The sequence below is a fragment of the Thermodesulfobacteriota bacterium genome (assembly GCA_026415035.1).
Lineage (GTDB): Bacteria > Desulfobacterota > BSN033 > BSN033 > UBA1163 > RBG-16-49-23.
This window is the reverse complement of sequence record JAOAHX010000003.1, coordinates 154644-177215: the sequence shown is the minus strand read 5'-3', so window position 1 is coordinate 177215 and position 22572 is coordinate 154644. Positions and strand designations below refer to the sequence as shown.

Annotated in this window: 23 protein-coding genes; 16 read left to right on the top strand and 7 right to left on the bottom strand. The window is 56.0% G+C overall.

The genetic code is table 11. From position 1 onward, the window contains the following. Positions 1-79 precede the first annotated feature (79 nt). From N3G78_03435 to N3G78_03400, 8 genes are all read left to right on the top strand, one after another. Complete coding sequence (locus N3G78_03435) at positions 80-1333, top strand: 3-isopropylmalate dehydratase large subunit (protein ID MCX8116973.1); 1254 nt, start codon at positions 80-82, stop codon at positions 1331-1333. A gap of 11 nt (positions 1334-1344) precedes the next feature. Next, entirely contained in the window at positions 1345-1842 is a 498-nt protein-coding gene (locus N3G78_03430; GenBank protein ID MCX8116972.1) for a 3-isopropylmalate dehydratase small subunit, read from the top strand. A gap of 72 nt (positions 1843-1914) precedes the next feature. Then, positions 1915-2316 carry a DoxX family protein gene (locus N3G78_03425; GenBank protein ID MCX8116971.1) on the top strand — a complete coding sequence of 134 codons (402 nt, stop codon included), beginning with the start codon at positions 1915-1917 and terminating at the stop codon, positions 2314-2316. Position 2317: 1 nt separating this feature from the next. Continuing rightward, entirely contained in the window at positions 2318-3349 is a 1032-nt protein-coding gene (locus tag N3G78_03420; GenBank protein ID MCX8116970.1) for a prenyltransferase, read from the top strand. Between the two features lie 59 nt (positions 3350-3408). After that, on the top strand, positions 3409-3618 hold the full coding sequence (locus tag N3G78_03415) for a hypothetical protein (protein MCX8116969.1): 210 nt from the start codon (positions 3409-3411) through the stop codon (positions 3616-3618). 120 nt (positions 3619-3738) lie between these two features. Beyond that, on the top strand, positions 3739-4770 hold the full coding sequence (pdhA, locus tag N3G78_03410) for a pyruvate dehydrogenase (acetyl-transferring) E1 component subunit alpha (protein ID MCX8116968.1): 1032 nt from the start codon (positions 3739-3741) through the stop codon (positions 4768-4770). Between the two features lie 181 nt (positions 4771-4951). After that, positions 4952-5929, top strand: a complete 978-nt coding sequence (locus N3G78_03405; protein ID MCX8116967.1) for an alpha-ketoacid dehydrogenase subunit beta — start codon at positions 4952-4954, stop codon at positions 5927-5929. Positions 5930-5977: 48 nt separating this feature from the next. Continuing rightward, complete coding sequence (locus N3G78_03400; GenBank protein ID MCX8116966.1) at positions 5978-7231, top strand: 2-oxo acid dehydrogenase subunit E2; 1254 nt, start codon at positions 5978-5980, stop codon at positions 7229-7231. A 23-nt stretch (positions 7232-7254) separates the two neighbouring features. Here the strand turns inward: N3G78_03400 and N3G78_03395 are convergent, their stop codons facing one another. Continuing rightward, the gene (locus N3G78_03395) at positions 7255-7617 is read right to left on the bottom strand and encodes a DUF2914 domain-containing protein (GenBank protein MCX8116965.1); all 363 of its coding nucleotides are present in this window, start codon (positions 7615-7617) and stop codon (positions 7255-7257) included. 827 nt (positions 7618-8444) lie between these two features. Between N3G78_03395 and N3G78_03390 the strand changes: the two genes are divergently transcribed. The 7 genes from N3G78_03390 (at position 8445) to ybaK (ending at position 14123) form a co-directional block, all read left to right on the top strand. Next, positions 8445-8666 carry an HgcAB-associated protein gene (locus N3G78_03390; GenBank protein ID MCX8116964.1) on the top strand — a complete coding sequence of 74 codons (222 nt, stop codon included), beginning with the start codon at positions 8445-8447 and terminating at the stop codon, positions 8664-8666. 150 nt (positions 8667-8816) lie between these two features. Beyond that, the gene (gene hgcA, locus N3G78_03385; GenBank protein MCX8116963.1) at positions 8817-9821 is read left to right on the top strand and encodes a mercury methylation corrinoid protein HgcA; all 1005 of its coding nucleotides are present in this window, start codon (positions 8817-8819) and stop codon (positions 9819-9821) included. A 15-nt stretch (positions 9822-9836) separates the two neighbouring features. Next, on the top strand, positions 9837-10172 hold the full coding sequence (gene hgcB, locus N3G78_03380) for a mercury methylation ferredoxin HgcB (protein MCX8116962.1): 336 nt from the start codon (positions 9837-9839) through the stop codon (positions 10170-10172). A gap of 21 nt (positions 10173-10193) precedes the next feature. Next, complete coding sequence (locus N3G78_03375; GenBank protein ID MCX8116961.1) at positions 10194-11570, top strand: MmgE/PrpD family protein; 1377 nt, start codon at positions 10194-10196, stop codon at positions 11568-11570. Between the two features lie 33 nt (positions 11571-11603). Further along, a complete protein-coding gene (locus N3G78_03370) occupies positions 11604-13268 on the top strand; it encodes an FAD-dependent oxidoreductase (protein MCX8116960.1) in 1665 nt (554 codons plus the stop codon). Continuing rightward, positions 13265-13630: a peptide chain release factor-like protein gene (locus N3G78_03365; protein ID MCX8116959.1), complete on the top strand. Its 366-nt coding sequence runs from the start codon at positions 13265-13267 to the stop codon at positions 13628-13630. The genes N3G78_03370 and N3G78_03365 overlap by 4 nt, the downstream gene beginning before the upstream one ends. A gap of 10 nt (positions 13631-13640) precedes the next feature. Next, entirely contained in the window at positions 13641-14123 is a 483-nt protein-coding gene (gene ybaK / locus N3G78_03360) for a Cys-tRNA(Pro) deacylase (protein ID MCX8116958.1), read from the top strand. 201 nt (positions 14124-14324) lie between these two features. Here ybaK and N3G78_03355 read toward each other — a convergent pair whose 3' ends face one another. The 4 genes from N3G78_03355 to N3G78_03340 all read right to left on the bottom strand — a co-directional run bounded on the left by N3G78_03355 (position 14325) and on the right by N3G78_03340 (position 18926). Then, entirely contained in the window at positions 14325-16190 is a 1866-nt protein-coding gene (locus N3G78_03355; protein MCX8116957.1) for a TRAP transporter fused permease subunit, read from the bottom strand. A gap of 17 nt (positions 16191-16207) precedes the next feature. Next, complete coding sequence (locus tag N3G78_03350) at positions 16208-17170, bottom strand: TAXI family TRAP transporter solute-binding subunit (protein ID MCX8116956.1); 963 nt, start codon at positions 17168-17170, stop codon at positions 16208-16210. Positions 17171-17243: 73 nt separating this feature from the next. Then, positions 17244-18431 carry a DUF362 domain-containing protein gene (locus N3G78_03345; protein ID MCX8116955.1) on the bottom strand — a complete coding sequence of 396 codons (1188 nt, stop codon included), beginning with the start codon at positions 18429-18431 and terminating at the stop codon, positions 17244-17246. Positions 18432-18743: 312 nt separating this feature from the next. After that, on the bottom strand, positions 18744-18926 hold the full coding sequence (locus tag N3G78_03340) for a DUF86 domain-containing protein (GenBank protein ID MCX8116954.1): 183 nt from the start codon (positions 18924-18926) through the stop codon (positions 18744-18746). A 498-nt stretch (positions 18927-19424) separates the two neighbouring features. Between N3G78_03340 and N3G78_03335 the strand changes: the two genes are divergently transcribed. Then, a complete protein-coding gene (locus N3G78_03335; GenBank protein ID MCX8116953.1) occupies positions 19425-19832 on the top strand; it encodes a hypothetical protein in 408 nt (135 codons plus the stop codon). Here N3G78_03335 and N3G78_03330 read toward each other — a convergent pair. Both N3G78_03330 and N3G78_03325 read right to left on the bottom strand, forming a co-directional pair. Then, complete coding sequence (locus N3G78_03330) at positions 19775-21280, bottom strand: B12-binding domain-containing radical SAM protein (GenBank protein MCX8116952.1); 1506 nt, start codon at positions 21278-21280, stop codon at positions 19775-19777. The two genes, N3G78_03335 and N3G78_03330, sit on opposite strands and share 58 nt — an antisense overlap. Positions 21281-21293: 13 nt before the next feature. Beyond that, complete coding sequence (locus N3G78_03325; GenBank protein MCX8116951.1) at positions 21294-22559, bottom strand: U32 family peptidase; 1266 nt, start codon at positions 22557-22559, stop codon at positions 21294-21296. Between the last annotated feature and the right edge of the window lie 13 nt (positions 22560-22572).

Below are 22572 nucleotides of genomic sequence, written 5' to 3'. Positions count from 1 at the left end.
CGGCATCACGAAAATTCAAGGTGAAACCCTTCCGGTTTTATGCTATAGATTTTAAAAGCGATGGGTAGAGGCGATTGCTATGGGAAGGACCTTGGCGGAGAAGATTCTTAGCGAGCATGCGGGTCGGGAAGTCAAGCCCGGCCAGATCGTGATCGTCCGGGCCGATCTCGTCTATGCCCAGGACGGAACCGGTCCTCTCGCCGTACGAAAGATCGAGGAGATGGGCTTCCAAAGGGTGTTCAACCCTCCCAAAACCTTTTTCTTTCTGGACCACGCCGCCCCCAGCCCGAGGTTCGAGCTGAGCAACGATCATAATTTCCTGAGAGGATTCGCAGAAAAGACAGGTTGCCGCATCTCCGAGGTGGGAAACGGGATTTCCCACCAGGTCGTTGCGGAGACGGAGGTGAAGCCAGGGGATGTTGTGATCGGGGCCGATTCGCACACCTGCACCGGTGGGGCCTTGGGAGCGTTTGCCACCGGCGTCGGTTCGACCGATGCAGCCGTGGCGATGGCGACGGGAAAGGTGTGGTTGAGGGTGCCTGAAACGTTTCGAGTGGTGGTGACGGGGAAGCTTCCCGAAGGGGTCTTTGGCAAGGATATCATCCTCCACCTCATCGGCAAAATCGGAGCGGCCGGTGCCACCTATAAGGCCCTCGAATTTGAGGGCGATGTGATCAGGCAACTGGACATGGCCGGAAGGATGACCATCGCCAACATGGCCGTGGAGGCCGGAGCCAAGGTCGGCCTCTTCCCTTCCGACGAGGTCACCCGGGATTGGCTGTTAAGGATGGGCAGGCCCGGAGATTTCAAACCCCTTTCGTCCGATCCAGACGCCAATTATGAACGGGTCATCGAGATCGATGGGCAACGGTTGAAGCCCACCATCGCCTGTCCCCATCAGGTGGACAATACCCTGACCATCGATGAGATCGGGGAGGTGAAGGTAGACCAGGTCTATCTCGGGACCTCCTGCAACGGAAGGCTGGAGGATCTCCAGATTGCGGCCAAGATTTTAAGGGGGAAGAGAATCCACCCGAAGGTGAGGATGATCGTCACTCCGGGCTCCAGAAGGGTTTATATGGAGGCCCTCCAGGACGGAACCCTTCAGGCCCTGCTCGAGGCCGGGGCCATGGTCCTGCCCGCCGGGTGCGGGGCCTGCGTGGGTTTGCATGAAGGGGTCCTGGGAGACGGGGAGGTCTGTCTGGCGACCCAGCCGAGGAATTTTCAGGGGAGGATGGGGAGCCCGAATTCCTTCATCTATTTAGGATCACCTGCCGTGGCTGCAGCGACCGCGATCGAGGGGAAGATCGCCGACCCGAGAAAGTACCTATAGGAGAGGAGAGCATGAGGGGAAGGGTCTGGAAATTCGGCGATGGCATCAGCACTGACCACATCATCCCCGGACGATATTTCTATCTCCGTTCCAACCTTCCCGAGCTGGCCAAACATCTCTTCGAATACGAACGGCCAGGATTCGTGGAAAAGGTGAGGCCAGGCGATTTCCTCGTCGCGGGTCGGAACTTTGGCCAGGGGTCGAGCCGGGAACATGCGGCCATCGTCATCAAGATGAACGGCATTCAGGCCGTCCTTGCCAAAAGCTTCGCCCGGATCTTTTATCGGAACTGTTTCAACAACGGGCTTCCTGCCGTGATCTGCGACACGGAAGGGTTGAGCGAAGGAGACGAGATCGAGCTGATCCTTGAAGAGGGAAAGATCGTTAACCACACCCGGAACCAAACTCTCTCCTTCGTCCCGATTCCTCCGGTGATGAAGCGGATCTTAGAGGACGGGGGGCTCGTCGAACACGTGAAGAAGCACGGAGATTTGAGGTTGGACCTCTGACCGTCATCTCCCCTTCCATTCTCCTTCTGTTTCAGGAAGCCCAGGCGGGTTTTTGAGGAAAGGAGTTGGCCCATGGAATGGCTGAAGGCGTTCGGCACTCTGGCTGGGCGGATCCTCCTCGTGGTCATCTTTTTAAACTCGGGGATCGGAAAGATCGGAAATTTTGAGGGGACGGCCCAGTATATGGCCAAATTCGGCATGCCCTATCCCCATTTCTTCCTCTTCGGGGCCATCGTCTTCGAATTGGTGGGAAGCCTCTGCGCCATTTTAGGCTATTATACCCGGTTGGGAGCCCTTCTTCTCCTCATCTTTCTCGTTCCCACCACCCTCATCTTTCATACCAATTTCAGCGACCGGATCCAGATGATCATGTTCATGAAGAACGTGAGCATGTTCGGAGGCTGCCTTCTCCTTCTCTCCATGGGGCCGGGGAGATTGAGCCTCGACTACTTCCTTCGAAAGAAGCGGAATTGAGATGAGGCCTGGTCGCTGGCAGGTCTGGTGGAAGGCCTTCCGTTTTCATTACACGTCGGCCAGCTTCATGCCCGGGATTTTAGGCAGCCTGATCGCCTGGGTCTACGAGCGCCAATTCTATCTCGAATACTTCTTTTTGGTCCTTCTCGGCCTCCTCCTGAATCATCTGGCCCTCAACCTCACCGATGACTATTACGACTTCAAACACCTGGTCGATGCCTTCGATACCCATGGAAACCCCTATTCCGGAGGGAGCGGGGCCCTCTCGAAGGGGCTCATCCTGCCCGATCGGATGCGCAATGTCTTCGCCACCTTCTATGTTCTCGCCATCGGGATCGGAATTTTACTTGGGTTTTTAAGAGGCCCCTTCGTCCATCTCCTTCTGGCCTTCGGCTTCTTCTGTGCCTTCTTCTACACCGCTCCCCCGATACGGTTCGGATACAGGGGGGTTGGGGAGATCGCCCAGCTCCTCTGCTTCGGCCCTGGGATCGGCCTGGGCGCCTACTACGTCCAGGCCCAGAAAATCTCCTGGGAGGCCTTCTGGGGGACGCTTCCCCTCGGGATCATGCTCTTTTCGATGATTACGATCAACGAGATCCCCGATTATCTCGATGACCGGCGGGCTGGGAAGTTGAACCTGGTTGCCAGGTACGGGCGGGAGGTTGGGGTCAAGCTCTTTATCGTGAGCCTTCTTTCGGCTTACGGGGCTATCCTCCTGGGAATCCTTTTGGGGTGGATCCCCCCGGTGGGACTGATCTCGGGATCGACCCTTCCCATCGCCCTCAAGACCATCTTTATTTTGAGGAGATCCTATCAGGACCCTTCCAGGATGGCCCCTGCCAACCTCGGGATGATCTGTACCCACAATTTTACGGCGATCCTCCTCATCGTCGCCTATACCGTCGTGGGTTTCCAAAGGGAGGATCCCGTCTCATCGTTGCTTCCGTGTTTGACCTTGGCGGTCCTCTACCTTCCCATTGCAAAATTGGTCTTGGACGCCTTATTCTCTTTGAGAAAGGAGGAGTTGGTATGACAAAGCAGGAGTTCTATCTTTTAGAGTTCACCGGCGCGGAGTGACCCCATTGCCATCGGATGGAGCCTCTCGTGGAGAGGCTGGAGGCAGAAGAAGGGGTGAAGGTGGCAAGGCTTGAGGTCTGGCACAACGAGGCCAATGCCCGGCTGATGCAGCAGTACGATCAGGGCCGCTGTGGCGGGGTTCCCTTCTTTTACAATACAAAGACGGGCAAGTGGATCTGCGGCTCTGCGGACTACGAACGGCTCAAGAGATGGGCGACCGAATGACGAAAACGAAGCATCTCAAATTCAAAATTTCAGATTGAAAATGCAAATTCCGCTTTAGAAAAAAGAAGATGGGAGTCGAAGATGGGGCTTTTCGAGGAGTTCCACCCTTTGAAGGGGGAGATGTTTCAGATTCTTAAACCGGATGGGACCCTCCGGCCGGGCGCCGAACCTCCTCTGAGCGACGAGAAGGTCTTCGCCCTGTATCAGAAGATGGTCTTCATACGGCTGGCCGATCAGAGGGCGCTGATGCTTCAACGGCAGGGGAGGATGGGGACCTACGCGCCCATCTGGGGCCAGGAGGCCTGCCAGGTGGGAAGCGCAATCCTCTTTCAAAAAGAGGACTGGGTCTTTCCCGCCTTCAGAGAGCTCGGGGCGACCTTGATGATGGGCGTCCCTCTTAAAACCATTTACCTCTACTGGATGGGGAACGAGTTGGGAAGCCAGGCCCCGGAGGGGGTCAACGTCTTACCCGTCTCCATCCCTGTGGGGACCCATCCCCTCCACGCGGTCGGAACGGCCTGGGCGGCCAAGATCCGGCGAGAGAAGGTCGTGACCATCGCCTATTTTGGAGACGGGGCGACGTCAAAAGGCGACTTTCACGAGGCCATGAACTTCGCAGGGGTCTTCAAGACGCCGACCCTCTTCTTCTGTCAGAACAACCAGTTTGCCATTTCGGTTCCGAGAAGAATTCAGACCGCCTCTGAGACGATCGCCCAGAAAGCGATCGCTTATGGGATGGATGGCATCCAGGTGGACGGAAACGACCTCTTCGCAGTCTATGCGGTGACGAAGGAGGCGGTCGAGAAGGCCCGCTCAGGGGGAGGGCCGACGCTGATCGAGGCCGTCACCTATCGGTTCGGCCCCCACACCACGGCAGACGATCCGACCAAATATCGGAGCGAAGAGGAGATCGAACCCTGGAGGCCCCTCGACCCTTTGGTGAGGCTGCGGTCCTATCTGAGGGAGAGGGGGTTGTGGACCGAGGAGGTTGAGAACCGGATCACCGAGGAGGCCAAGAAGGAGATCGATGAGGCCGTCAAGGAGGCCGAGGCCATTCCAGCGCCCGAGGTGGAGGACATTTTTAAATATGTTTATGCCGAAATGACGCCCGCTTTGAAAGAACAGATGGCGTATTTGAAAGGAACTCTGTGAAGCTGGATCGCTCCCCCTCAGAACCGCCCTACAAATTTCGTGAGGGTAAATTGTTTCCTCATCCCCCTTTTAGGCGGGGAGGAGGGAGGGGCCTTCTTTTTAAGGAAAGATCGATCCAAACGAAGGACTTGAATTTTTGGCAACGTGGCCAAACGAGGTGAATTTAGGAAGAGGTGCGGGTATGGCGAGACTCAATATGGTAGAGGCGATCAACCTGGCCCTACGGGAAGAGATGGAGAGGGATGATCGAATTGTCATCCTTGGAGAAGACGTCGGCCGGGAGGGAGGGGTCTTCCGGGTGACCGACGGGCTTCAGGCACGATTCGGCGAAGAGCGAGTCGTGGATACACCCCTGGCAGAGTCTGGAATTGTGGGCGTCGCCATGGGAATGGCCCTTTATGGATTGAGGCCGATCGCCGAGATCCAGTTCGATGGCTTTCTCTACCCCTGTCTCGATCAGATCACCAACCACATCGGTAGGATTCGTAACCGTTCGAGGGGGCGTTTCTCCTGTCCCCTTGTCATCCGGGTGCCCTATGGTGCAGGTATCCATGCGCCCGAGCATCACTCGGAAAGCCCAGAGGCGATCCTGGCGCATACGCCGGGGATCAAGGTGGTGATCCCCTCAACCCCTTACGAAGCCAAAGGCCTGCTCCTCTCGTCGATTCGTGATCCGGATCCTGTCATCTTTCTTGAACCGAAACGAATCTATCGGGCGATTCGGGAGGAGGTGCCCGAAGGGGATTATGCCATTCCCCTGGGGAAGGCCCGATTGGTTCAGGAGGGCAGGGATGTGACGGTCGTGGCATGGGGGGCGATGGTCCGGGAGGTCGTAACCGCTTCGGAGGTGTTGAAAAGCGATCACATCGACCCCGAGATCATCGATCTCAGAACGATTTCACCCATGGACGTGGAGGCGATCATTACCTCGGTGAAGAAGACAGGCAGGGCGGTCATCGTCCACGAGGCGCCCAGGACCTGCGGGCTTGGCGCAGAGATCATCGCCCTGATCAACGAAAAGGCGTTTCTCTCGCTCCAGGCCCCCATCGAAAGGGTGACCGGATTCGATATTCCCGTTCCATTGCTCAAGGCCGAACATTTCTACCTTCCCAATCCCCAAAGGATCGTGATGGCCGTGAAGAAGGTGATGGCGTTTTAATAAGGGGAGACCGAAACTGAACCTCGAATCGACCAAAGGGGGTCTGAGATGGCTTTCGAATTTAAATTTCCCGACATTGGTGAAGGCTTGACCGAGGGCGAAATCGTCCGCTGGCTGGTCAAGGAGGGAGATGAGGTGGTGGAGGGACAGCCCTTGGTGGAGGTCGAAACGGATAAGGCTCTCGCCGAACTCCCTTCTCCCCGAACAGGGGTGATCCTCAAAATATTGGCCAGAGAGAAAGAGATCGTGAAGGTCGGACAGGTCATCGTCATCATCGGGGAGAAGGGGGAGTCCCTTGCCGCGCCTCCTGAGAGGCCCAGGTCTGTGGGCGTGGTGGGCGAGCTTGAGGAGGCCCCTGAAGAGCCGGCTGTACCCCTTGCAAAGGTTGAACCCGCCAAGCCCTTCGTGAGCGGACATGCCCTGGCCACGCCTGCGGTTCGGGGGCTGGCAAAGGAGTTAGGCATCGATATCGATCAGGTGAAGGGATCCGGTCCTGAGGGAAGGGTGCTCGAAAAGGACGTCCGCGAGTATGCGGCCAGATTGGGCAAACCCGCCGAAGAGATCCCAAAGGTCACCAAGGTCAAGAAGTACGACCTTTACGGATACGTGGAGCGCATCCCCCTGAGGGGGGTGCGACGCTCCATCGCAAAGGCGATGGTGAGATCGAAATATACGGCCCCCCACGTCACCACGGTCGACGAGGCCGATATCACCGAACTGTGGAAGATCAAGGAGAAGGAGAAAAAGGTTGCCGACAAAAAAGGGATTAAACTGACCCTCCTTCCCTTTATCGTAAAGGCGGTGATCGCCGGTTTGATGGAGCACCCCTATCTCAATGCGACCCTCGACGACGAAAAAGAGGAGATCGTCCTGAAGAAATACTACAACATCGGGGTCGCGACCGATACTCCGGAAGGTCTGATGGTCCCCGTGGTGAAGAATGCAAAGGACAAGTCGATCCTTCAGATTGCCCAGGAGCTGACCCAGCTCGTGGAGAAAGCGAGGAACCGGACGATCGACCTTGCCGACCTTAAAGGGGGGAGCTTCACCATCACCAATTTCGGTGCCTTGGGCGGGATTTTTGGAACCCCCATCATCAACCACCCCGAAGTGGCGATCCTCGGCGTGGGGAAGATGAGGGAGGTGCCGGTGGTGAGGAATGGGAAAATAATCGTCCGGAAGCTCCTTCCTCTTTCCCTCTCCTTCGATCACAGGGTTGTGGATGGGGCGGAGGCCGCGCGATTCCTCAATACCGTCATCGCCCGTCTCGAAGACCCCGACCTCATCCTTTTGGAGACCTGAGTCGAATCCCTCGGAAGGAATGGTTACTGAACGACCTTGAAGTTGAGGCTGGCCAGGACGATATCTCCGTCCCTCACCTCCGCGGTCCAGCTTCCGACGTGCTGGGGCCGGAAGGTCAGATAACTGAAGACCGACCAGGTGGGAGGTTGGACCTCCATTTCAATCCGGTGATATTCTTTCCCCTCAAAAAGCCAGACATGGGCAATCTTTCCGGAGGAAGGGGTCCTCACCCTGGTGAAGAAGTAGCCCCTCTGATGGTTCGAGGCAAATTCCGAGACCTTCCCCTTGATGAACTGGTGTTCGTCCCTTCTTTCGATCTCCGTTCCGAGGGCCGCCTCGACTATTTCGAAGAGGGTTTGCGTAAGAAAGGGATTGACCTTCTCCATGGTTTTCAATGGGACCTCCTCTATGGGAGGGGCAATTTCATGGGGCTTTTCCTGTGTTACCCGGTGGATTGCGGTCACAGGCTTGAAGGGTAAGGGAGGGGGGGCTGTCTGCTCTTCACTCGAATTCCAAAACAGGATGTGGAGAAGGATTAGCGAAGAGGAGAGGAAGACGGCAAGGCCGAAGAGGGCAAGGGGAAAGGAAGAAATCTTTCTACGAGGAGAAGGAGGTTCTGGAGGAAGGGGTTGAGGAGGGAGAAGGTTCTTCAAATGATCTTCGTAAAGAAGCAATACCTTTTTCTCATCAAGGGAGAGGCATCTTGCATAACTCCTGAGATACCCTCTGATATATAGAGGCGGTGGCAGCTGATCATATCGGTCTTCCTCGAGGGCGTGAAGGTATTCACGCCTAATTTTGGTGAGAAAGGAGACCTTTTCTAAGGAGATTTTCCTCTCTTCCCTTTCTCTTTTTAAAAGACGACCAGGGGTTTCTTCCATAAAGGGTGGTTTATATGATTTTCTATTTTCAAACGGGGTTAAAAAGCAATTTGCATGCCGATTTTTAAAAAGCTAACCTTTTGAAATTAAAAATGAAATTTAAACGGCCCAGCCTAATTCCCCCCTTCTTATAACCCTTTTTTACCAAAAATGTACAATTTGTCAAGTTTCTTGGATCGAAAATGGACTTGAAAAAAAGGGAGAAATGCGTTAAAAAGGGATTGTTCAGAAAATTCTGATTTATCAGCATAATCGGAAAACCCTCCCAAGGAGGCCGGCCATTGGCAAGGCGGAAAAAAGGGGAGCTGACCTGTTCGCCCACGGAAAGGGGTATGTCCTGTTGTAGGGTCGAATCCATCGTCAGCGTGGATGAACGGGGCCAGATGGTTCTTCCCAAGGAGTTGAGGGAGAGGGCCAAGATCCGGCCAGGACAAAAACTGGCCCTTCTCAGTTGGTCCAGAGAGGGAGAGGTCTGCTGTCTCTATCTGATCAAAGCGGACTCCCTCGGCGAACGGGTGAAGGATATCCTTGGCCCCATGATGGGAGAGGTTTAGGAGAAGGGAATGGATGGAAGGGATCGATCCGTAATGACCTCGAGTTGCAATACGGCACAGACCCAAAGCTGTTGACCTCCTAAAGCTAAGGCTCAGGGGAGCCTTCCAGATTTAAAAAGGCCTTTTATAGTCGGTATCCTTCAAACCCCGATGGGCCCGGTTCCTCAAGTCTCCTCCTCCCTGACCTTGAAAGACCATCTGGGGACCTTCAAGGTCCGTTGGGGGATCGGCCGGATGAGTTACACCGTAGAACCCGGCCTCTATGCCGTTGGAAGGCCAGATGGTGGATCTCCCGTCATGGTCACGGCCAATTACAAGATGAGTTTCGATAGGCTCCGGCAGGCCCTTCATGGAAGGAATGCGTGGATCCTTGTCCTCGAGACGAAGGGGATCAATGTCTGGTGCGCTGCGGGGAAGGGGACTTTCGGCACGGAGGAACTTGTCAGCCGGATCGCATCGAGCGGGCTTTCTGGCCTCGTATCCCATCGGGAGTTGATCCTGCCCCAGCTGGCAGGACCGGGGGTGGCCGCCCATGAGGTGAAGAAAAGGTCGGGGTTTAAAGTCATCTATGGCCCAATCCGGGCGGAGGACCTTCCGGCCTTCCTCGATTCGGGCTTTAAGGCCACACCGGAGATGAGGATCAAAACCTTTTCGATCCGGGAGAGGATCGTCCTAATCCCCATCGAACTGGTTGCAGCGATGAAGGGTGGAGCCCTGCTCCTAATCCTCCTCTCGATCATTTCATTTTTAGTCAGGGGGGCCGAAGGTTGGTTTGAAGCCTTGGACCAGGTCTATTCCTCGGCCCAGGCGATACTGGTCGCTATCCTTTCGGGGGCGGTCTTGACACCGGTTCTCCTGCCCTGGCTTCCGGGCAGGGCCTTTTCCGTAAAAGGGGCTCTGATGGGGGGGGTAACCGCATTCCCCTTCCTTTGGCTTCGATGGGGCCATACGGCGGCGTGGTCCGGTTCGATGGAGAAGGTCGCATGGCTTCTTATCATCCCCGCCCTTTCTGCCTTTCTGGCGATGAACTTCACGGGCGCCTCGACCTTCACCTCCCTTTCCGGGGTCAAAAAGGAGATGCGGTGGGCTGTCCCCTTCCAGGTCGCGGCCGGCCTCATCGGGTTTTCCCTCTGGCTGGGGTCGCAATGGATTTAGCGCTGGGAGTTGCTCATGAATCCGTTGGTCTATCTTCGAGATGTGGTGACGCTCAAATTGGATACCGAAAGATGCGTGGGCTGCGGCATGTGCCTGATCGTCTGCCCCCATGGTGTTTTTCATTTGCCGAACGGGACAGCGGAGATCCTTAACCGGGATGCCTGCATGGAGTGCGGGGCCTGCGCCCGAAACTGTCCCGTGGAGGCCATCAGCGTACGATCCGGGGTGGGTTGTGCCGCTGCCGTCATCAACTCCGTGCTGGGGAGGAGGAATGCCTCCTGCTGTTGTCTCGAACCCTCCGAAGGTGGATCGGGTGCCTGTTGTGGCCCTGAAAAAACAGGATGCTGTTGAGGATCCAAGGAAGGTTCCTGAATGGCCATCGCCCTGGAGCTTGCCTCCTTCTGCACGGGATTGAAGTTTCCTCAGCTTCCTCCCGAAGTCGTTGATCGGGCCAAATCCCTCTTTCTCGACTTCATCGGCGTCGCCAGCCGGGGGTCGTTGGCAACCTCTTCAAAATCGATCTACCGTTTTATCAGGGAGAGGGGGAAAGGAAGAGGGGTCCTCATCGGAACGAAAGACCGGGCTCCCTTTACCTACGCCTGCCTCGCCAACGGAACGGCCGGACATGCCATCGAAATGGACGATGTGAACAACGAGTCCTCCCTCCATCCGGGCGTGGTCATCTTTCCGACGGCCCTGGCCACCGCCGAGATGACCGGGGCGAGCGGTCGGAGATTGATCGAGGCGGTCGTGGCGGGCTACGAGGTGATGGTCCGTCTGGGGAAGGGCCTTGGCCCCTCCGGCTGTTACCGCCGGGGGTTTCATCCCACTGCCATCTGTGGAACCTTCGGATCGAGTGTGACGGCCTCGAAACTCCTGGGCCTGGGAGCCAGTCGGATGGCGAGCGCCATGGGGATCTCCGGTAGCCAGGCGGCGGGCTCGATGGAGTTTCTCGCAGAAGGGGCGTGGACAAAGCGTTTCCATGCGGGATGGGCGGCTCACAGCGGGATGATAGCAGCTATGCTTTCGCAAAAAGGATTTCGAGGGCCGGCCTCGATCATCGAGGGCAGGGATGGGTTCCTCCATGCCTACTCCGATCATTCCGATTCCCATCGGGTGTTGGAAGGCCTCGGATCGGGATTCGAAATCCTCCGAACCTCCGTCAAACCTCATGCCTGCTGTCGATATATGCAGCCCCCGATCGACGGTCTTCTGAAAATTATGGCGGAGGAGGACCTCGTGCCCGAGGAGATCGAGAGGGTGAAACTGGGGCTTTTAAGCGCGGGCTTCCGACTCATCGCAGAGCCGCCTGATAGAAAGTACGCTCCTCAGACCCCCGTCGATGCCCAGTTCAGCATGCCCTTCGGGGCGGCCGTGGCCATCCTCTACCGGAGGGCCGGGTTGAGGGAATTTCAACCTTCGAAGATGAAGTCCGACAGGGTTAGGGCCCTGATGAGGAAGGTGGAGTGCACGGTCGACCCCGAGCTGGATCGGGCCTATCCCCGGCAATGGGGGGCCACGGCAGAGATCCTCACTCGCGATGGAAGGCGATATCTTAGAAAGATCGAATATCCAAAGGGTGATCCCGAGAATCCCCTCTCCTGGGAAGAGTTGATCGAGAAGTTTGATGATCTGAGCGGACCCCTCCTGTCCAGGGAGAGGCGCCGGCGGATTGTAGAGGAGGTCAGGGGGCTGGAAAAGATCGAAGACATGGGGAGATGGTCGATCCTTCTCCTCAAGGACCGGTGAAACGAAGAGACAAAAATTTTAAAGGAGAAGAGGATGGCAAAAAGGCTACTGGTCATCGGAGGGGTGGCCGCCGGGCCGAAGGCGGCTGCCAAGGCGAGAAGGTGCGATCCCGAGATGGAGATCGTAATCTATCAGGCAGAGGAGGAGATCTCTTATGCGGGTTGCGGGCTTCCCTATTTCATCAGTGGCGTGATAAAAAACCGGGAGGAGTTGATCTCTCGAACCCCGGGCAGATTTGCCCAGGACGGCATTAAGGTCCTGAAGAACCACCTCATCGAAGAGATCGATCCCGGAAACAGGACGATCCGGGGGAGGAGAATGGCCTCGGGAGAGGTCTTCTCTGACCGTTTCGACCGGCTGGTGATCGCCACAGGGGCCCAGCCCATTAAACCGAAGATTGAAGGCCTCGATCTCGGCAACATCTTCTACCTTCGCTCGATCTTCGATGCCGATCGCCTTGTGGAGAGGGCGAGGTCCGACCAGGTTCAGCGGGTCGTCATCGTGGGAGGAGGTTATATCGGACTGGAGATGGCCGAGTCCCTCGTCCAGTTGAAAAAAGAGGTGACGATCGTTGAATTGGCGCCCCAGATTCTCACCCTCTTCGACGGGGATTTTGCCAATATCCTTCGCCAATACCTGGAGAAGAAAGGGGTGAGGATCTTCACTTCGGAGGGCGTGGAAAGTCTGAGAGGAAAGGACGGGAGGGTGACACACCTCCGGACCACCGGCCGGGAGCTCGAGACGGATATGGTCCTGATGAGCCTCGGGATCCGGCCCCAGGTGGAGCTTGCAAGAAAGGCAGGGCTTCGGATCGGCGAGACCGGAGCGATCTGGGTAAACGAGAGGATGGAGACCAGTGTCGAGGGGATTTATGCCGCAGGCGATTGTGCCGAAACGACCCATCTCGTCACGGGAAAAAGGGTGTGGATCCCCCTTGGCTCCACCGCCAACAAGCAGGGCCGGGTGGTCGGAATCAACGTCTGCGGAGGAAAGGCCGTCTTTCCCGGGGTGATGGGGACGACGGTCTTCAAGGCCTTCGAATTCAATGTGGCCAAAACGGGGTTGAGCATGAGGGAGGCCGAGAAGGAGGGGTTCCGGCCTGTTCAGGCGATCGTCAGGGGGTATGACCGGGCCCATTATTATCCCGGGGGAAGGGAGTCGGTGCTCAAGGTGATCGCCGATCAGGCCACAGGCCGTATCCTCGGCGGCCAGGCCATCGGCGAGGGCCCTTCGGATAAGTTCATCGACATCCTGGCCATGGCCCTTCACGGCAAGATGACCTGCTGGGAGCTGGCCAATGTGGATCTGGCCTATGCCCCTCCCTACAGTCCGGCCCTTTCCCCTGTCATCGTGGCGGCCAATGTGCTCACGAACAAGATTGAAGGGAGGGTCCAGGGGATCCCGATCGAAGAGGTGAAGCAGAAACTGAAGACGGCCGGAGAATCCTTTCAGGTCCTCGATGTCAGGGAGGAAGAAGAGGTCAAGGCGAGGCGGATTCCGGGGTCGACCTGGATTCCGCTCTGGAGGATTGAGAAGGAGATGGGCGAACTGGACAGGACCAAAGAGATCGCCGTCCACTGTGCGTCGGGCCTTCGTTCCTATATGGCCTGTCTCAAACTCCAGCGTCAGGGATTCGAGAACGTGAAGAACATCGACGGCGGGTTGCTTTGCTGGTGTGAGGATCCGGAGGGGAAATGAAGGCCTCGGTGACGTTCCCGGTAAGCGAGGAGAAACGAAAAGCCCTTGCCGAGAGGATGGAGGCCCTCGGGATTTTGGAGAAGGATATCGAGGAGAAGTTCGTCCGATCGGCGGGGGGAGGGGGCCAGAAAGTAAACAAGTCCTCCAGCTGCGTCTACCTCAAACACCTCCCCACGGGGATCGAGGTGAAGTGGATGACCGAGCGGAGCCAGGCCCTTAATCGCTTTCTGGCGAGGCGGGAACTCGTGAGGAAGATCGAGAAGTTGACGGGCAAAGGAGGAGAAGAGGACCGGGAGATCCAGAGGATCCGAAAGCAGAAGGCGAAGAGAAGGAGGAGGGCCAAAAAGAAGTATCTTCTTTGAGGGGAGAAGCGTGACCAAAGAGAGATCTTCGGCCACCCATGCCATCCGTTTTTTGAGGCAACATCAGGTCGAATTCGTCGAGCGACCCTATCGATACGAGGAGGGAGGCGGCACGGAAGTCGCGGCGAGGGCCCTGGGCGTGGATGAACACCTGACCGTCAAGACCCTCGTGATGGAAGATGAAAAGAAGTCGCCTCTCATCGTCCTCATGCACGGAGACAGAGAAGTCTCCACGAAAGAGCTGGCGAGGATCCTCGGGGTGAAGTCGATCACCCCCTGCTCTCCCGAGACGGCTCACAGACATACGGGCTATGTGGTGGGAGGAATCTCTCCCTTCGGGACGAAGAAGAGACTTCCGGTCTATGTCGAAGAGACCATCCTCAGCCTTCCCGTGATCTATATCAATGGCGGGAAAAGAGGGCTTCTATGTGAGATGTCCCCTAAGGACCTTGTGAGATTATTGAACCTAACGGTAGTCCGTGTGGCACGCTGAGGTTCTTCTTGCCTTCTCCCTCCCATCCAAACTACACGAATCCCTCTTCGCTTTCTCTTCTTCCCGGAGGAAGTGCCCCGTTTTATCCGCCTTCCCCTTTTTGATCTCTTTTTTTCTCGAACCTTTTCTCGATACCGCGACCCGAGGGAAGGGAACGAACCCGTTGCTTGACCTGTCGAGATGGCTTGTCCGGAACCCTTCTCAAAATCCTCTCTTGTTTTTGTAGATCCACTTCCGGTCCAGGAGGATGAGGATCGTCCCGATCAAACCTCCCAAGTCCCAGAGCCAGTGATTCACGATCCAGAGGATCCCCAGGCCGAGCATAATGAGCCGTCCCAAGAGGTTGAGCTCTTTGCGGAAGTGTCCGATGAATCCGGCGCTCAGAAGGATCATCGCCATCGTCGTACGGAAGAGGCAGAGGATCGTGGTGAAGAGATTTCCTTGAAGGAATAGGAGGGAGTGGTCGTAGATGAAGACGAAGGGGAGTAGAAAAGCTGCATAGCTCAGCCTGAGGCTATACCGCGCCGTCTCGACCCAGTCGGTCCGGGCGATTCCGGAGGCGATGAAGACCGCGCCGCAGACCGGCGGGGTGATGGCGGAGAGGATGGCGAAATAGAAGATGAAGAGGTGGGCAGCCACAGGATGGATGCCCAATTTGATGAGGACCGGACCGGCCACGACTGCGGCCATGATGTAGGCCGCGGTGGTCGGGACCTCCATGCCGAGGACGATGCAGGTCAGCATCGTGAGGACGAGGGTGAGGAAGAGGGCGCCTTGGCTCAGGTCGATGAGGAAGGTGGAGATCTTCACCCCGAGACCGGTATAGGAGAGGATGGCGATGATGATCTGGGCGCAGATGCAGATGCTGGCGATCATGGCCACCTGTGAGGCCCCTTCGAGGGTGGCCTCCTTGATCTTCCTTAAAAAGGATGGGTCCCACCTCCAATCCGGCGTGAAGAAGGCCAGGGGAAGGGCGCTCAGGGCTGCCCAGAAGGCCGCGTACTGGGGGGTATAGTGCCGGAGGAGGAGAAAGATAAGGACGCCCAGAGGAAGGACGAAGAAACTGCTTGCCCTGAAGGTCTCCCGCCAGGGAGGGATCTCTTCTGGCTCCAGGCCCCTAAGCCCATCCCTTTTGGCGAAGAAGTGGATGCCCATCCAGACCGTGAAGAAGTAGATGAGGGCCGGAAGGGTGGCGGCAATCGCTATGTTGACATAGGGGGTTTGGGTCAATTCGGCCATGACGAAGGCCCCTGCTCCCATGATCGGAGGCATGATCTGACCCCCTGTAGAGGCGACCGCCTCCACTGCCGCAGCGAAGGGAGGCTTAAATCCCGCCCTCTTCATCAATGGGATCGTGAAAGGCCCGTCCACCACTACATTGGCCGAGGCACTCCCTGAGATGGTCCCGAACAGGGCGCTCGAGACCGCTGCCATCTTGCCAGGGCCTCCTCGCAATCTTCCCGCCACTCTCAAAGCGATTTTTGTAAACCCTGTCCCCCCGCCTGTTGCCCCAATGAGGGCACCCAAAAAGACGAAGATGGCGATGATGTTTGCGGAGATGCCGGCCAGCTGGCCCCAGATGCCTCCGGTCGTGAGATAGAGCATGCCCATGATCTGGGAGAAGTCATATTTGACATGGCCGAAGTAGCCCGGGATGTGATGGCCGTAGAGGCCGTAGAGCAAGAAGAGGAGCGTAATGGCTGGGAGTACGGGTTTGATCATCCTCCGGGCAGACTCCAGGATGATCAGGACCATGACCAGTCCCATGTAGGTCTGAACCGGGTGTTTGACGATTCCGAACTGGTTGAGAATGGCTTCGAAGTCGAGGATGATATAGAGACAGAGAGAGATCCCTGTGAGCGTGATGAGCAGATTTAAAAAGAACCTCCATCCCTTCTCGGTATCTCTTCGTGCCAGGAAGATGATCGGGAGGACGAGCCCCAGATGGACCGATCTCTCGATCAGATTGGGAAGAAAGGCGTAAACCGGCAGGAGAAGGGAGAAGAGGGCAAGAAGGACGGAAAAAATTAAAACAAAGATAGAGGTGAGTTTATCAATCAGCGTCATAGAGCTTTGCCATCGCCCTACCTCATCGAGGCCGGGATCTCCACCCCGACTTCTCTGTAGTATTTAAGGGCTCCGGGATGGACCCTGGCCACGCCGTATCTCACCCCTTTGATGTCGAGGACCTTGCCGATGGGGTGAGCCTCAGCGAGGATCTTTCCGTTCTCCCAGAAGGCCTTCGTGATTTTGTAGGCGATCTCCTCGGGGAGGTCATCCGTGGTATAGGTGAGCACAGGGGAGGAGACGGTCCTCACCGTGTAGTCGACCCCTTTGTAGGTTCCGGCCGGAATCGTCGTCAGGGAGTAGGTGGGATCGATCTCCGAAAGCCTCTTGAACTCCGCCTCCCCCATCTCTAAGAGGCGGATCGGGGTGGTCGCCGTGATCTCCATCACCATGGGAGTCGGAAAGGGGCTTCCCGTGGTGAAACCCACGGCCCTGCGGTTGACCACGGCATCGACGCCCTCCTTCAGATCGACCGCGGGGAGATCGACCTTCCCTTCGAGGTCGTAAATCTTTAGAATGAGTTTGGTCAATCGTTCCGTGGCCGTGCCGATCCCTCCGGGGATGAACCTCTTGCCCTCGAGGTCTCGAATCGTCTTCACCCCGCTATCCTCCCTCACGACCCAGTGAACCGTGACACCAGGGATGGCCCAGAGCGTTCGGATCCTCTCGTAGCCCCCTTCCTCGAAGGGTTTGGCCTTCTTCAAGGNCTGGGCGATGAGGTCCGAGGTCGAGGTGAAGATGAACTGGCTTCGAGTCCTTGCCTCTTTCACGTTGGCCACCGAGCCGAGGCTTTCTTCGACCGAAACCTCGAGGCCCGGGACGGTCATCATGGCCTTCGCCATTCCCATGGCAAAAGAGTAGTAGGAGGTCCCGGCCCGGGCGGACTTCACCACCAGCCGGGTCTGAGATTGAACGTCATTGTCCCCGAAGAGACCGAAGGCAAAGACGACGAAGAGATATAAAAAGATTCTCCGGATCATAAGCATGTCTCCTCCTCGATAGGCATTGAAACATTAAAGCCAATCATAAAACATCCTGTGTTTAAACGCATCCTTAGGGGAGCGTTCTGGGAGAGCCTCCCCTCCCTTTGGTTTCTCCGAATAGTCTTCTGGCGATATGGGAGGCCACCGGAGGGCACCCCTGAATAAAGAGGCCTTCCTTCTTTCTCCTTGAAGTGCAATTTCCGATGAAGAGAGCCCCTTTCGGGCACCGGTCCAGTTTTTTCCCTATGCCGATATGGACCTTTCGGTCTTCGAGGCGGTAGGGGTTGAGCTCGGGATGGTATTTTTGAAGAAAGACGATGAGGGTGGAAAGGCAGGCACTGCAGGCCCCTTCATCGTAGACGATGACATCGGGATAGGGAATGGAGAACTTTGTAGGGGGAGGTTCGAAAGGGTCTTCCCATCGGAGGTAATTTTGGGGTTGGACAGATAGGTTTTGGAGGTGAATCTCCCCTAAGCCTTTTTCCGAGCAGAGTTTGAGGTGGGGAATGCTTTCTGGGTCAAATCCCATCAGCCGGGAGGCCACCGCATCCGCCGAGAGGGCATGGAGACTGGCGACGATGATCCCAGACGTCTTCGGCCTTCCATAAGAGGGTCCCATTCCCTCCATGCCTACTGTGCCATCAATAATCGAGAGATCGGGCCTCAAGACCTCAGCTACCTCCGAAATGGCGAGGTCGAGGGTTTTATGGCCTTGGTTCCCGTTAGCGTCAGAAGGGAGTTGATGGAGCTTGGCTTTTTCTCTACGCCAGAGGAGTCCTTTCATATTTTTGATGCCGAGGGTAACCCGGGTATGCATGTGCGTCTTCATCACCGGGAGGGAGACGATCCAGTTGAATTTGGACAGGGCGGATGAGACCTTCACCTTCTTCAGGAGTTTCCCTTCGTGAATCGTTTTCTCCATCGGGTCGAATCGGTCCAGATCGATCAAAGGCACCTTCTTCAACGCCGAAATCTCCCTGAGCCCCGTCTTTTCAAAAGCGGCCTGAGCGTTCACACCCACCAAACAGCCCTCGCCAATTGAAATATTCCTTGCCCCTTTCTCCCTCAGATGATCGATGGTGGCTGCCACCACAAGGGGGTGGGTGGTGACCCCGCTTCCGGCCAAGGCCACACGGGCGGCGTTAGGTTTGAGGAGAATCTGCTTATCTTTGAGATCGGGGAGCGGAAGAAGCCTCAGCGCCCTTCGCGCCGTGTCGTAGGGCTCTCTCCCTTTTGAGACGATGACCAGAGGTTTCATCCGGAGCCTTTTATACTTCTTTCTCGACCATCTTCTTTATCTGCCTGCTGAATAGAGATTCGATCTCTCCTTTATCCGTCTTCATTTTTAAAGGAAGGCGATTGGCTCCCTCGGAGACTTTCTTAGATTCACCTGAGCCAAAGACTTGTAGTCCCAGAGAAGCTCTTTAGGGACCCTGACAGATTTCATTTGAACCTCCCAAGGCATTATACGGACAACCTTCCTCTCCGGTCAAGAATGGGTGGAAGACGAAAGAGAATCATTGTTTCATCATTTATTCTTCTTGGGGGGTGCTTGGTTCAAGCAGGGCAATCAGAGGGGTCCATCGATTTTCACCGTATCCCATACAATAGCCGAATCGACATCGTCGTATTCGCGGATCATCATGTCACGCATGCCGACCATTCTCTTCCAGGGTAAATCAGGAAGTTCAGCCATGATCCCTGAAGAAACTCCCTTTGCCGCCTCGCCAATAATCTCCAACCTCCGACCCACAGCATCATGGCATTAGATGTCCCCATTAAATTCATCTTTGTTTTACCTTCCAGATAACTTATAGCTATCTTAGGGGGCCTGAATAGGTCGACTAAGAAGGCGCTTTCACGAGACATAGATGACCTTCCCAGAGAACAGCATGGCCTTTCGACGTAAAAAGTTCTGACTCGACTCAATCCCTCGGCTACTCACCAGATCAACCTCCCGACCCAAAATACTAAGCATTTCCTCCTGAATCTTTAGGCGCCTGCAGGAATCGGCAGTCTTTTCTCGTGGAAACCTTCAAGCGATTTTGCCCCATCGATTCCTTCCAACCCCCTGGTTCTCAATCTAAAATAGACACCTATAGGATGGAACCTGCGGTTAGGATTTTCTTGACGGATTTATTCCCGTTGGCATCTTTATAGAAGAGGATTTGACCGGGTTGCTTTAAAAACCCTGTAAGATGGAGTAAAATAGAATCAAAACGATACGATCTGGTAGATTTGGGTGGAAGGGATGGTAGCCAAAGGAATGGATGGAATGGAAACGATTCCCAAACCCTGTAAAGCCTATTACTACGGAGGGCTTCCGGTCAGGGGGGCCAGGAGAAAGGGCCGGCTCCGGCTGGAGGAAAAGGGGATCTATTTCCATGTACCCGCTGGGAAGGACGGGGAAAGGATCGACTTACGGATCCCCTTTAGCCGAATGGAGAAGGTCTTTCTCACCCGGGATAATTACTATGGATCGGATACGGTGCTCTTCAACTTGACCTTTCGAGACGAGGATGAAAAAACCTTTACCCTCAGGTTTGCCCCGGTGGCCATCATCCCCCGCCGGAGGATCGCCCTTCAAAAAGTCTGGTACGATTATTTGGCCAGCCGCATCAATTCGGCAGGTAACGCCTCTCCCCTCTCCACCAAATAATCCCGGTACTCCTGGTAATTGGGCTGGACCCACATCGGCGTCCCGAAGATCTCGTGCATCATGATGTTAAAGGCCACCTTGGTGATGTAGTAGCGATGGTGGTGCCGGAGGATCGGGTTTCGGGAGAAGAGTTTGAGAAGTTCCCGGGGCCTCCAGTAGTAGCGCCGCATCAGGTTCTTGTAGATGAAGTTGAGCTGTTCGAGGTCGTCCACCTCCCGGGTGGGCATGACGGCATGGAGGTAGTCGTAGTTCCGGTATTCCCAGTCCTTGATCCTGCCCATTTCCTTCATCTGGTTAAAGAGCGGAGTGCCGGGAAGAGGGGTGAGGATGTTGAGGCCGAAGTGGTCCACATACTTTCCGAAGAACTTCAGGAAGGCGTCGCGATCCTCCTCGGTCTCCTCCCAGTGGCCGATGAGGAGGGTGGCCATCACCATCAATTTATGTTTCTTTAAGAGCTTCATCGCCTGAACCGCCTGTTCTACGGAATGGCGCTTGCGGATGTCCTTCAGGACCTGGTCCGTGTGGTATTCGAGGCCGAGCATGAATTGATAGACCCCCGCCTCCCGAAAACCATCGAGCAGGTCTTCGTCCCGGAGGATGAGATCGGCCCTCGATTGGAGCCAGAAACGCTGATTCGTCTTCCGTTTCAGCATCTCCTCGATGAAGCCGATCCCCTGCTCCCGGGTCACATTGAAGGTGTTGTCTCCGACATAGAAGATGGTCCGGTTGTATTTCTCCTTCAAAAGCTGGAGTTCGTCGGCGATCCATTTCGGGCTTTTCCTCCGCCACCGCCTTTTATAGAAGACCGATTCCGAGCAGAAGGAGCAGTCGAAGGTGCAACCCCTCGAGAAATTGACAACCAATCCCCGCTCGCCCTCGGAAGGCAGCCCCACAAAGGGATGCTCCATCTTGGCCAGGTGGTAGGCCGGCATGGGAAGGGTATCGAGATCTTCGATGAAAGGTCGATCACCCGTATAGATGAACTTTCCCTCTTCGTCGAGATAGGCCAGGCCCAAGACCTTGGAGAGATCCTCCTTCTTTTCGAAGGCCCTCAGGAATTCGGTCAGGGTCACCTCCCCTTCGCCCACGCAGATGTAATCGACGGCCGGACAATCCCTTAAAGTCTCTTCGGCCATGAAGGAGGGGTGTTCTCCGCCCATGATGATCGTCGTTTTGGGACTGACCGCTTTGATGAGGTTGGCTGCGTTCATCCCGTCGTAGATGAAGGCCGTGCAGATGACCGAGATGCCCACCACCTCGGGCCTCTCCCTCCGGATCTTCTCCTCGAGATCCCTCCAGGGGTTCTCGTTCAGGGTGCAATCCATGAATTCGACCTCGAACCCTTCCCGTTCGAGATAGGCCAGCAGCTGGAGGCAACCCGGTGAGGGGACCCAGGCCCGGAGGATCGTCCAGATCTTATGGGGGGGATCGATGAGGAGAAAACGCATCGCTTCGGGTCCCTCAGGAATGGATGGGCTGTCCTCTCTTGACACGCCACCGGACGAGGCGCTTTAAAAGAGGTCTGGCGAGGGGGATCCGAAAGAGGAGATGGGACCGGGGGATTTCGAAGATCTCTCCCGTGAGGAGTTTGTCGGCGAAGTCCTTCACCTTCTTCGAGGCCTGGGCAATGCCTTCGCGATCCACGACGGCCACTTTCTCGAAGATCTGTTCACAATAAAGGCATTGGGAACAGGGGGTCTGATTGCAGTCCACGTTTTTAAAGTGCTCGATGAATCCATCGAGTTTTCGGTTTTCGATCTGGATGAGCTGCCGGACCTCGAGATCGAAGACCTTTTCGAGTTCCGAGATCTTCAGGATGTTCACATGCTCGGGTTTGATGAAGTATTCGAGGTGAAGGGGGGTGAAGGCCCCTTTTCTCGGAAGGGTGAAGAGGTCGAGGAGATTTCCCTCGTACCGCCGGTTTTCATAAGCCTTCACATGCTCCACGAGAAGGGGGGTTCGCTTAAAGCGCTCAGTGATCTTAAACCGGTCATAGCCGAGGGCTTCGTAATGGGGCAGGTCTTCCGGCCGGATCCAGGGCGATTTGAGGAGCTCCACCGGCTCGGTCAACTTTCGGTGGAGACAGAGATAGCCAGGATATTGGAGGTAGCAATGGGACTCTTCTTCTCCCTCCCGTGAGGCATGGCCATCGTGGTTGACGTGTTCGTAATTATAAGGACACTGCCAGAGGCAGATGTTATTGACCAGAATTTCGAGGTTGCATTTGACCGCTTTCCGGATCGCCTCGAGGGTTTTGAAGTCCCGGTTGATGTGCTCGTCGATGATGATCTCTTCGACCCCCATGTCCTCATACTGGAGGGCCTTCCTCACCGTGTTGACCCTCGCCGTGGTGGAGGCCTTCACCTTCAACCTCGGAAATCGTTTCCGGATCAGGTCGATGAGGTAAGGGACCCCGACCACGACCGAATCGGCTCCGGCTTCGTCGATCCATTCGATCAAATCGACGATCTGCCTATACCCCTTCTTCGAATATTGAAGGTTTCCGAGGCAGGGGGCGTTGAGGAGGTAGCTGAACTCGATTCCCTTTTCGTGACAGGCCCGGATGTACCGTTCCACATACTTTCGATCGACCTGTGGGAGGACGAATCCCGGCCGGGCCCCGCCGATGATATCGAAAGGGAGTTTCCCAAAGAGGGCATCGACCGCTGTCCCCTGAAGGGCATCCAGAAGACCGAAATCCCAGTTGGTCCCAACCCGTAGTCTCATCTTAAAAATCGAG

What these genes read in the sequence shown, in the direction of transcription:
- N3G78_03435 (MCX8116973.1), top strand. Translation starts at nt 80, where the DNA reads ATGGGAAGGACCTTGGCGGAGAAGATTCTTAGCGAGCATGCGGGTCGG.
- N3G78_03430 (MCX8116972.1), top strand. Translation starts at nt 1,345, where the DNA reads ATGAGGGGAAGGGTCTGGAAATTCGGCGATGGCATCAGCACTGACCAC.
- N3G78_03425 (MCX8116971.1), top strand. Translation starts at nt 1,915, where the DNA reads ATGGAATGGCTGAAGGCGTTCGGCACTCTGGCTGGGCGGATCCTCCTC.
- N3G78_03420 (MCX8116970.1), top strand. Translation starts at nt 2,318, where the DNA reads ATGAGGCCTGGTCGCTGGCAGGTCTGGTGGAAGGCCTTCCGTTTTCAT.
- N3G78_03415 (MCX8116969.1), top strand. Translation starts at nt 3,409, where the DNA reads ATGGAGCCTCTCGTGGAGAGGCTGGAGGCAGAAGAAGGGGTGAAGGTG.
- pdhA (MCX8116968.1), top strand. Translation starts at nt 3,739, where the DNA reads ATGTTTCAGATTCTTAAACCGGATGGGACCCTCCGGCCGGGCGCCGAA.
- N3G78_03405 (MCX8116967.1), top strand. Translation starts at nt 4,952, where the DNA reads ATGGCGAGACTCAATATGGTAGAGGCGATCAACCTGGCCCTACGGGAA.
- N3G78_03400 (MCX8116966.1), top strand. Translation starts at nt 5,978, where the DNA reads ATGGCTTTCGAATTTAAATTTCCCGACATTGGTGAAGGCTTGACCGAG.
- N3G78_03395 (MCX8116965.1), bottom strand. Translation starts at nt 7,617, where the DNA reads ATGGAGAAGGTCAATCCCTTTCTTACGCAAACCCTCTTCGAAATAGTC.
- N3G78_03390 (MCX8116964.1), top strand. Translation starts at nt 8,445, where the DNA reads ATGTCCTGTTGTAGGGTCGAATCCATCGTCAGCGTGGATGAACGGGGC.
- hgcA (MCX8116963.1), top strand. Translation starts at nt 8,817, where the DNA reads ATGGGCCCGGTTCCTCAAGTCTCCTCCTCCCTGACCTTGAAAGACCAT.
- hgcB (MCX8116962.1), top strand. Translation starts at nt 9,837, where the DNA reads ATGAATCCGTTGGTCTATCTTCGAGATGTGGTGACGCTCAAATTGGAT.
- N3G78_03375 (MCX8116961.1), top strand. Translation starts at nt 10,194, where the DNA reads ATGGCCATCGCCCTGGAGCTTGCCTCCTTCTGCACGGGATTGAAGTTT.
- N3G78_03370 (MCX8116960.1), top strand. Translation starts at nt 11,604, where the DNA reads ATGGCAAAAAGGCTACTGGTCATCGGAGGGGTGGCCGCCGGGCCGAAG.
- N3G78_03365 (MCX8116959.1), top strand. Translation starts at nt 13,265, where the DNA reads ATGAAGGCCTCGGTGACGTTCCCGGTAAGCGAGGAGAAACGAAAAGCC.
- N3G78_03355 (MCX8116957.1), bottom strand. Translation starts at nt 16,190, where the DNA reads ATGACGCTGATTGATAAACTCACCTCTATCTTTGTTTTAATTTTTTCC.
- N3G78_03345 (MCX8116955.1), bottom strand. Translation starts at nt 18,431, where the DNA reads ATGAAACCTCTGGTCATCGTCTCAAAAGGGAGAGAGCCCTACGACACG.
- N3G78_03335 (MCX8116953.1), top strand. Translation starts at nt 19,425, where the DNA reads ATGGTAGCCAAAGGAATGGATGGAATGGAAACGATTCCCAAACCCTGT.
- N3G78_03330 (MCX8116952.1), bottom strand. Translation starts at nt 21,280, where the DNA reads ATGCGTTTTCTCCTCATCGATCCCCCCCATAAGATCTGGACGATCCTC.
- N3G78_03325 (MCX8116951.1), bottom strand. Translation starts at nt 22,559, where the DNA reads ATGAGACTACGGGTTGGGACCAACTGGGATTTCGGTCTTCTGGATGCC.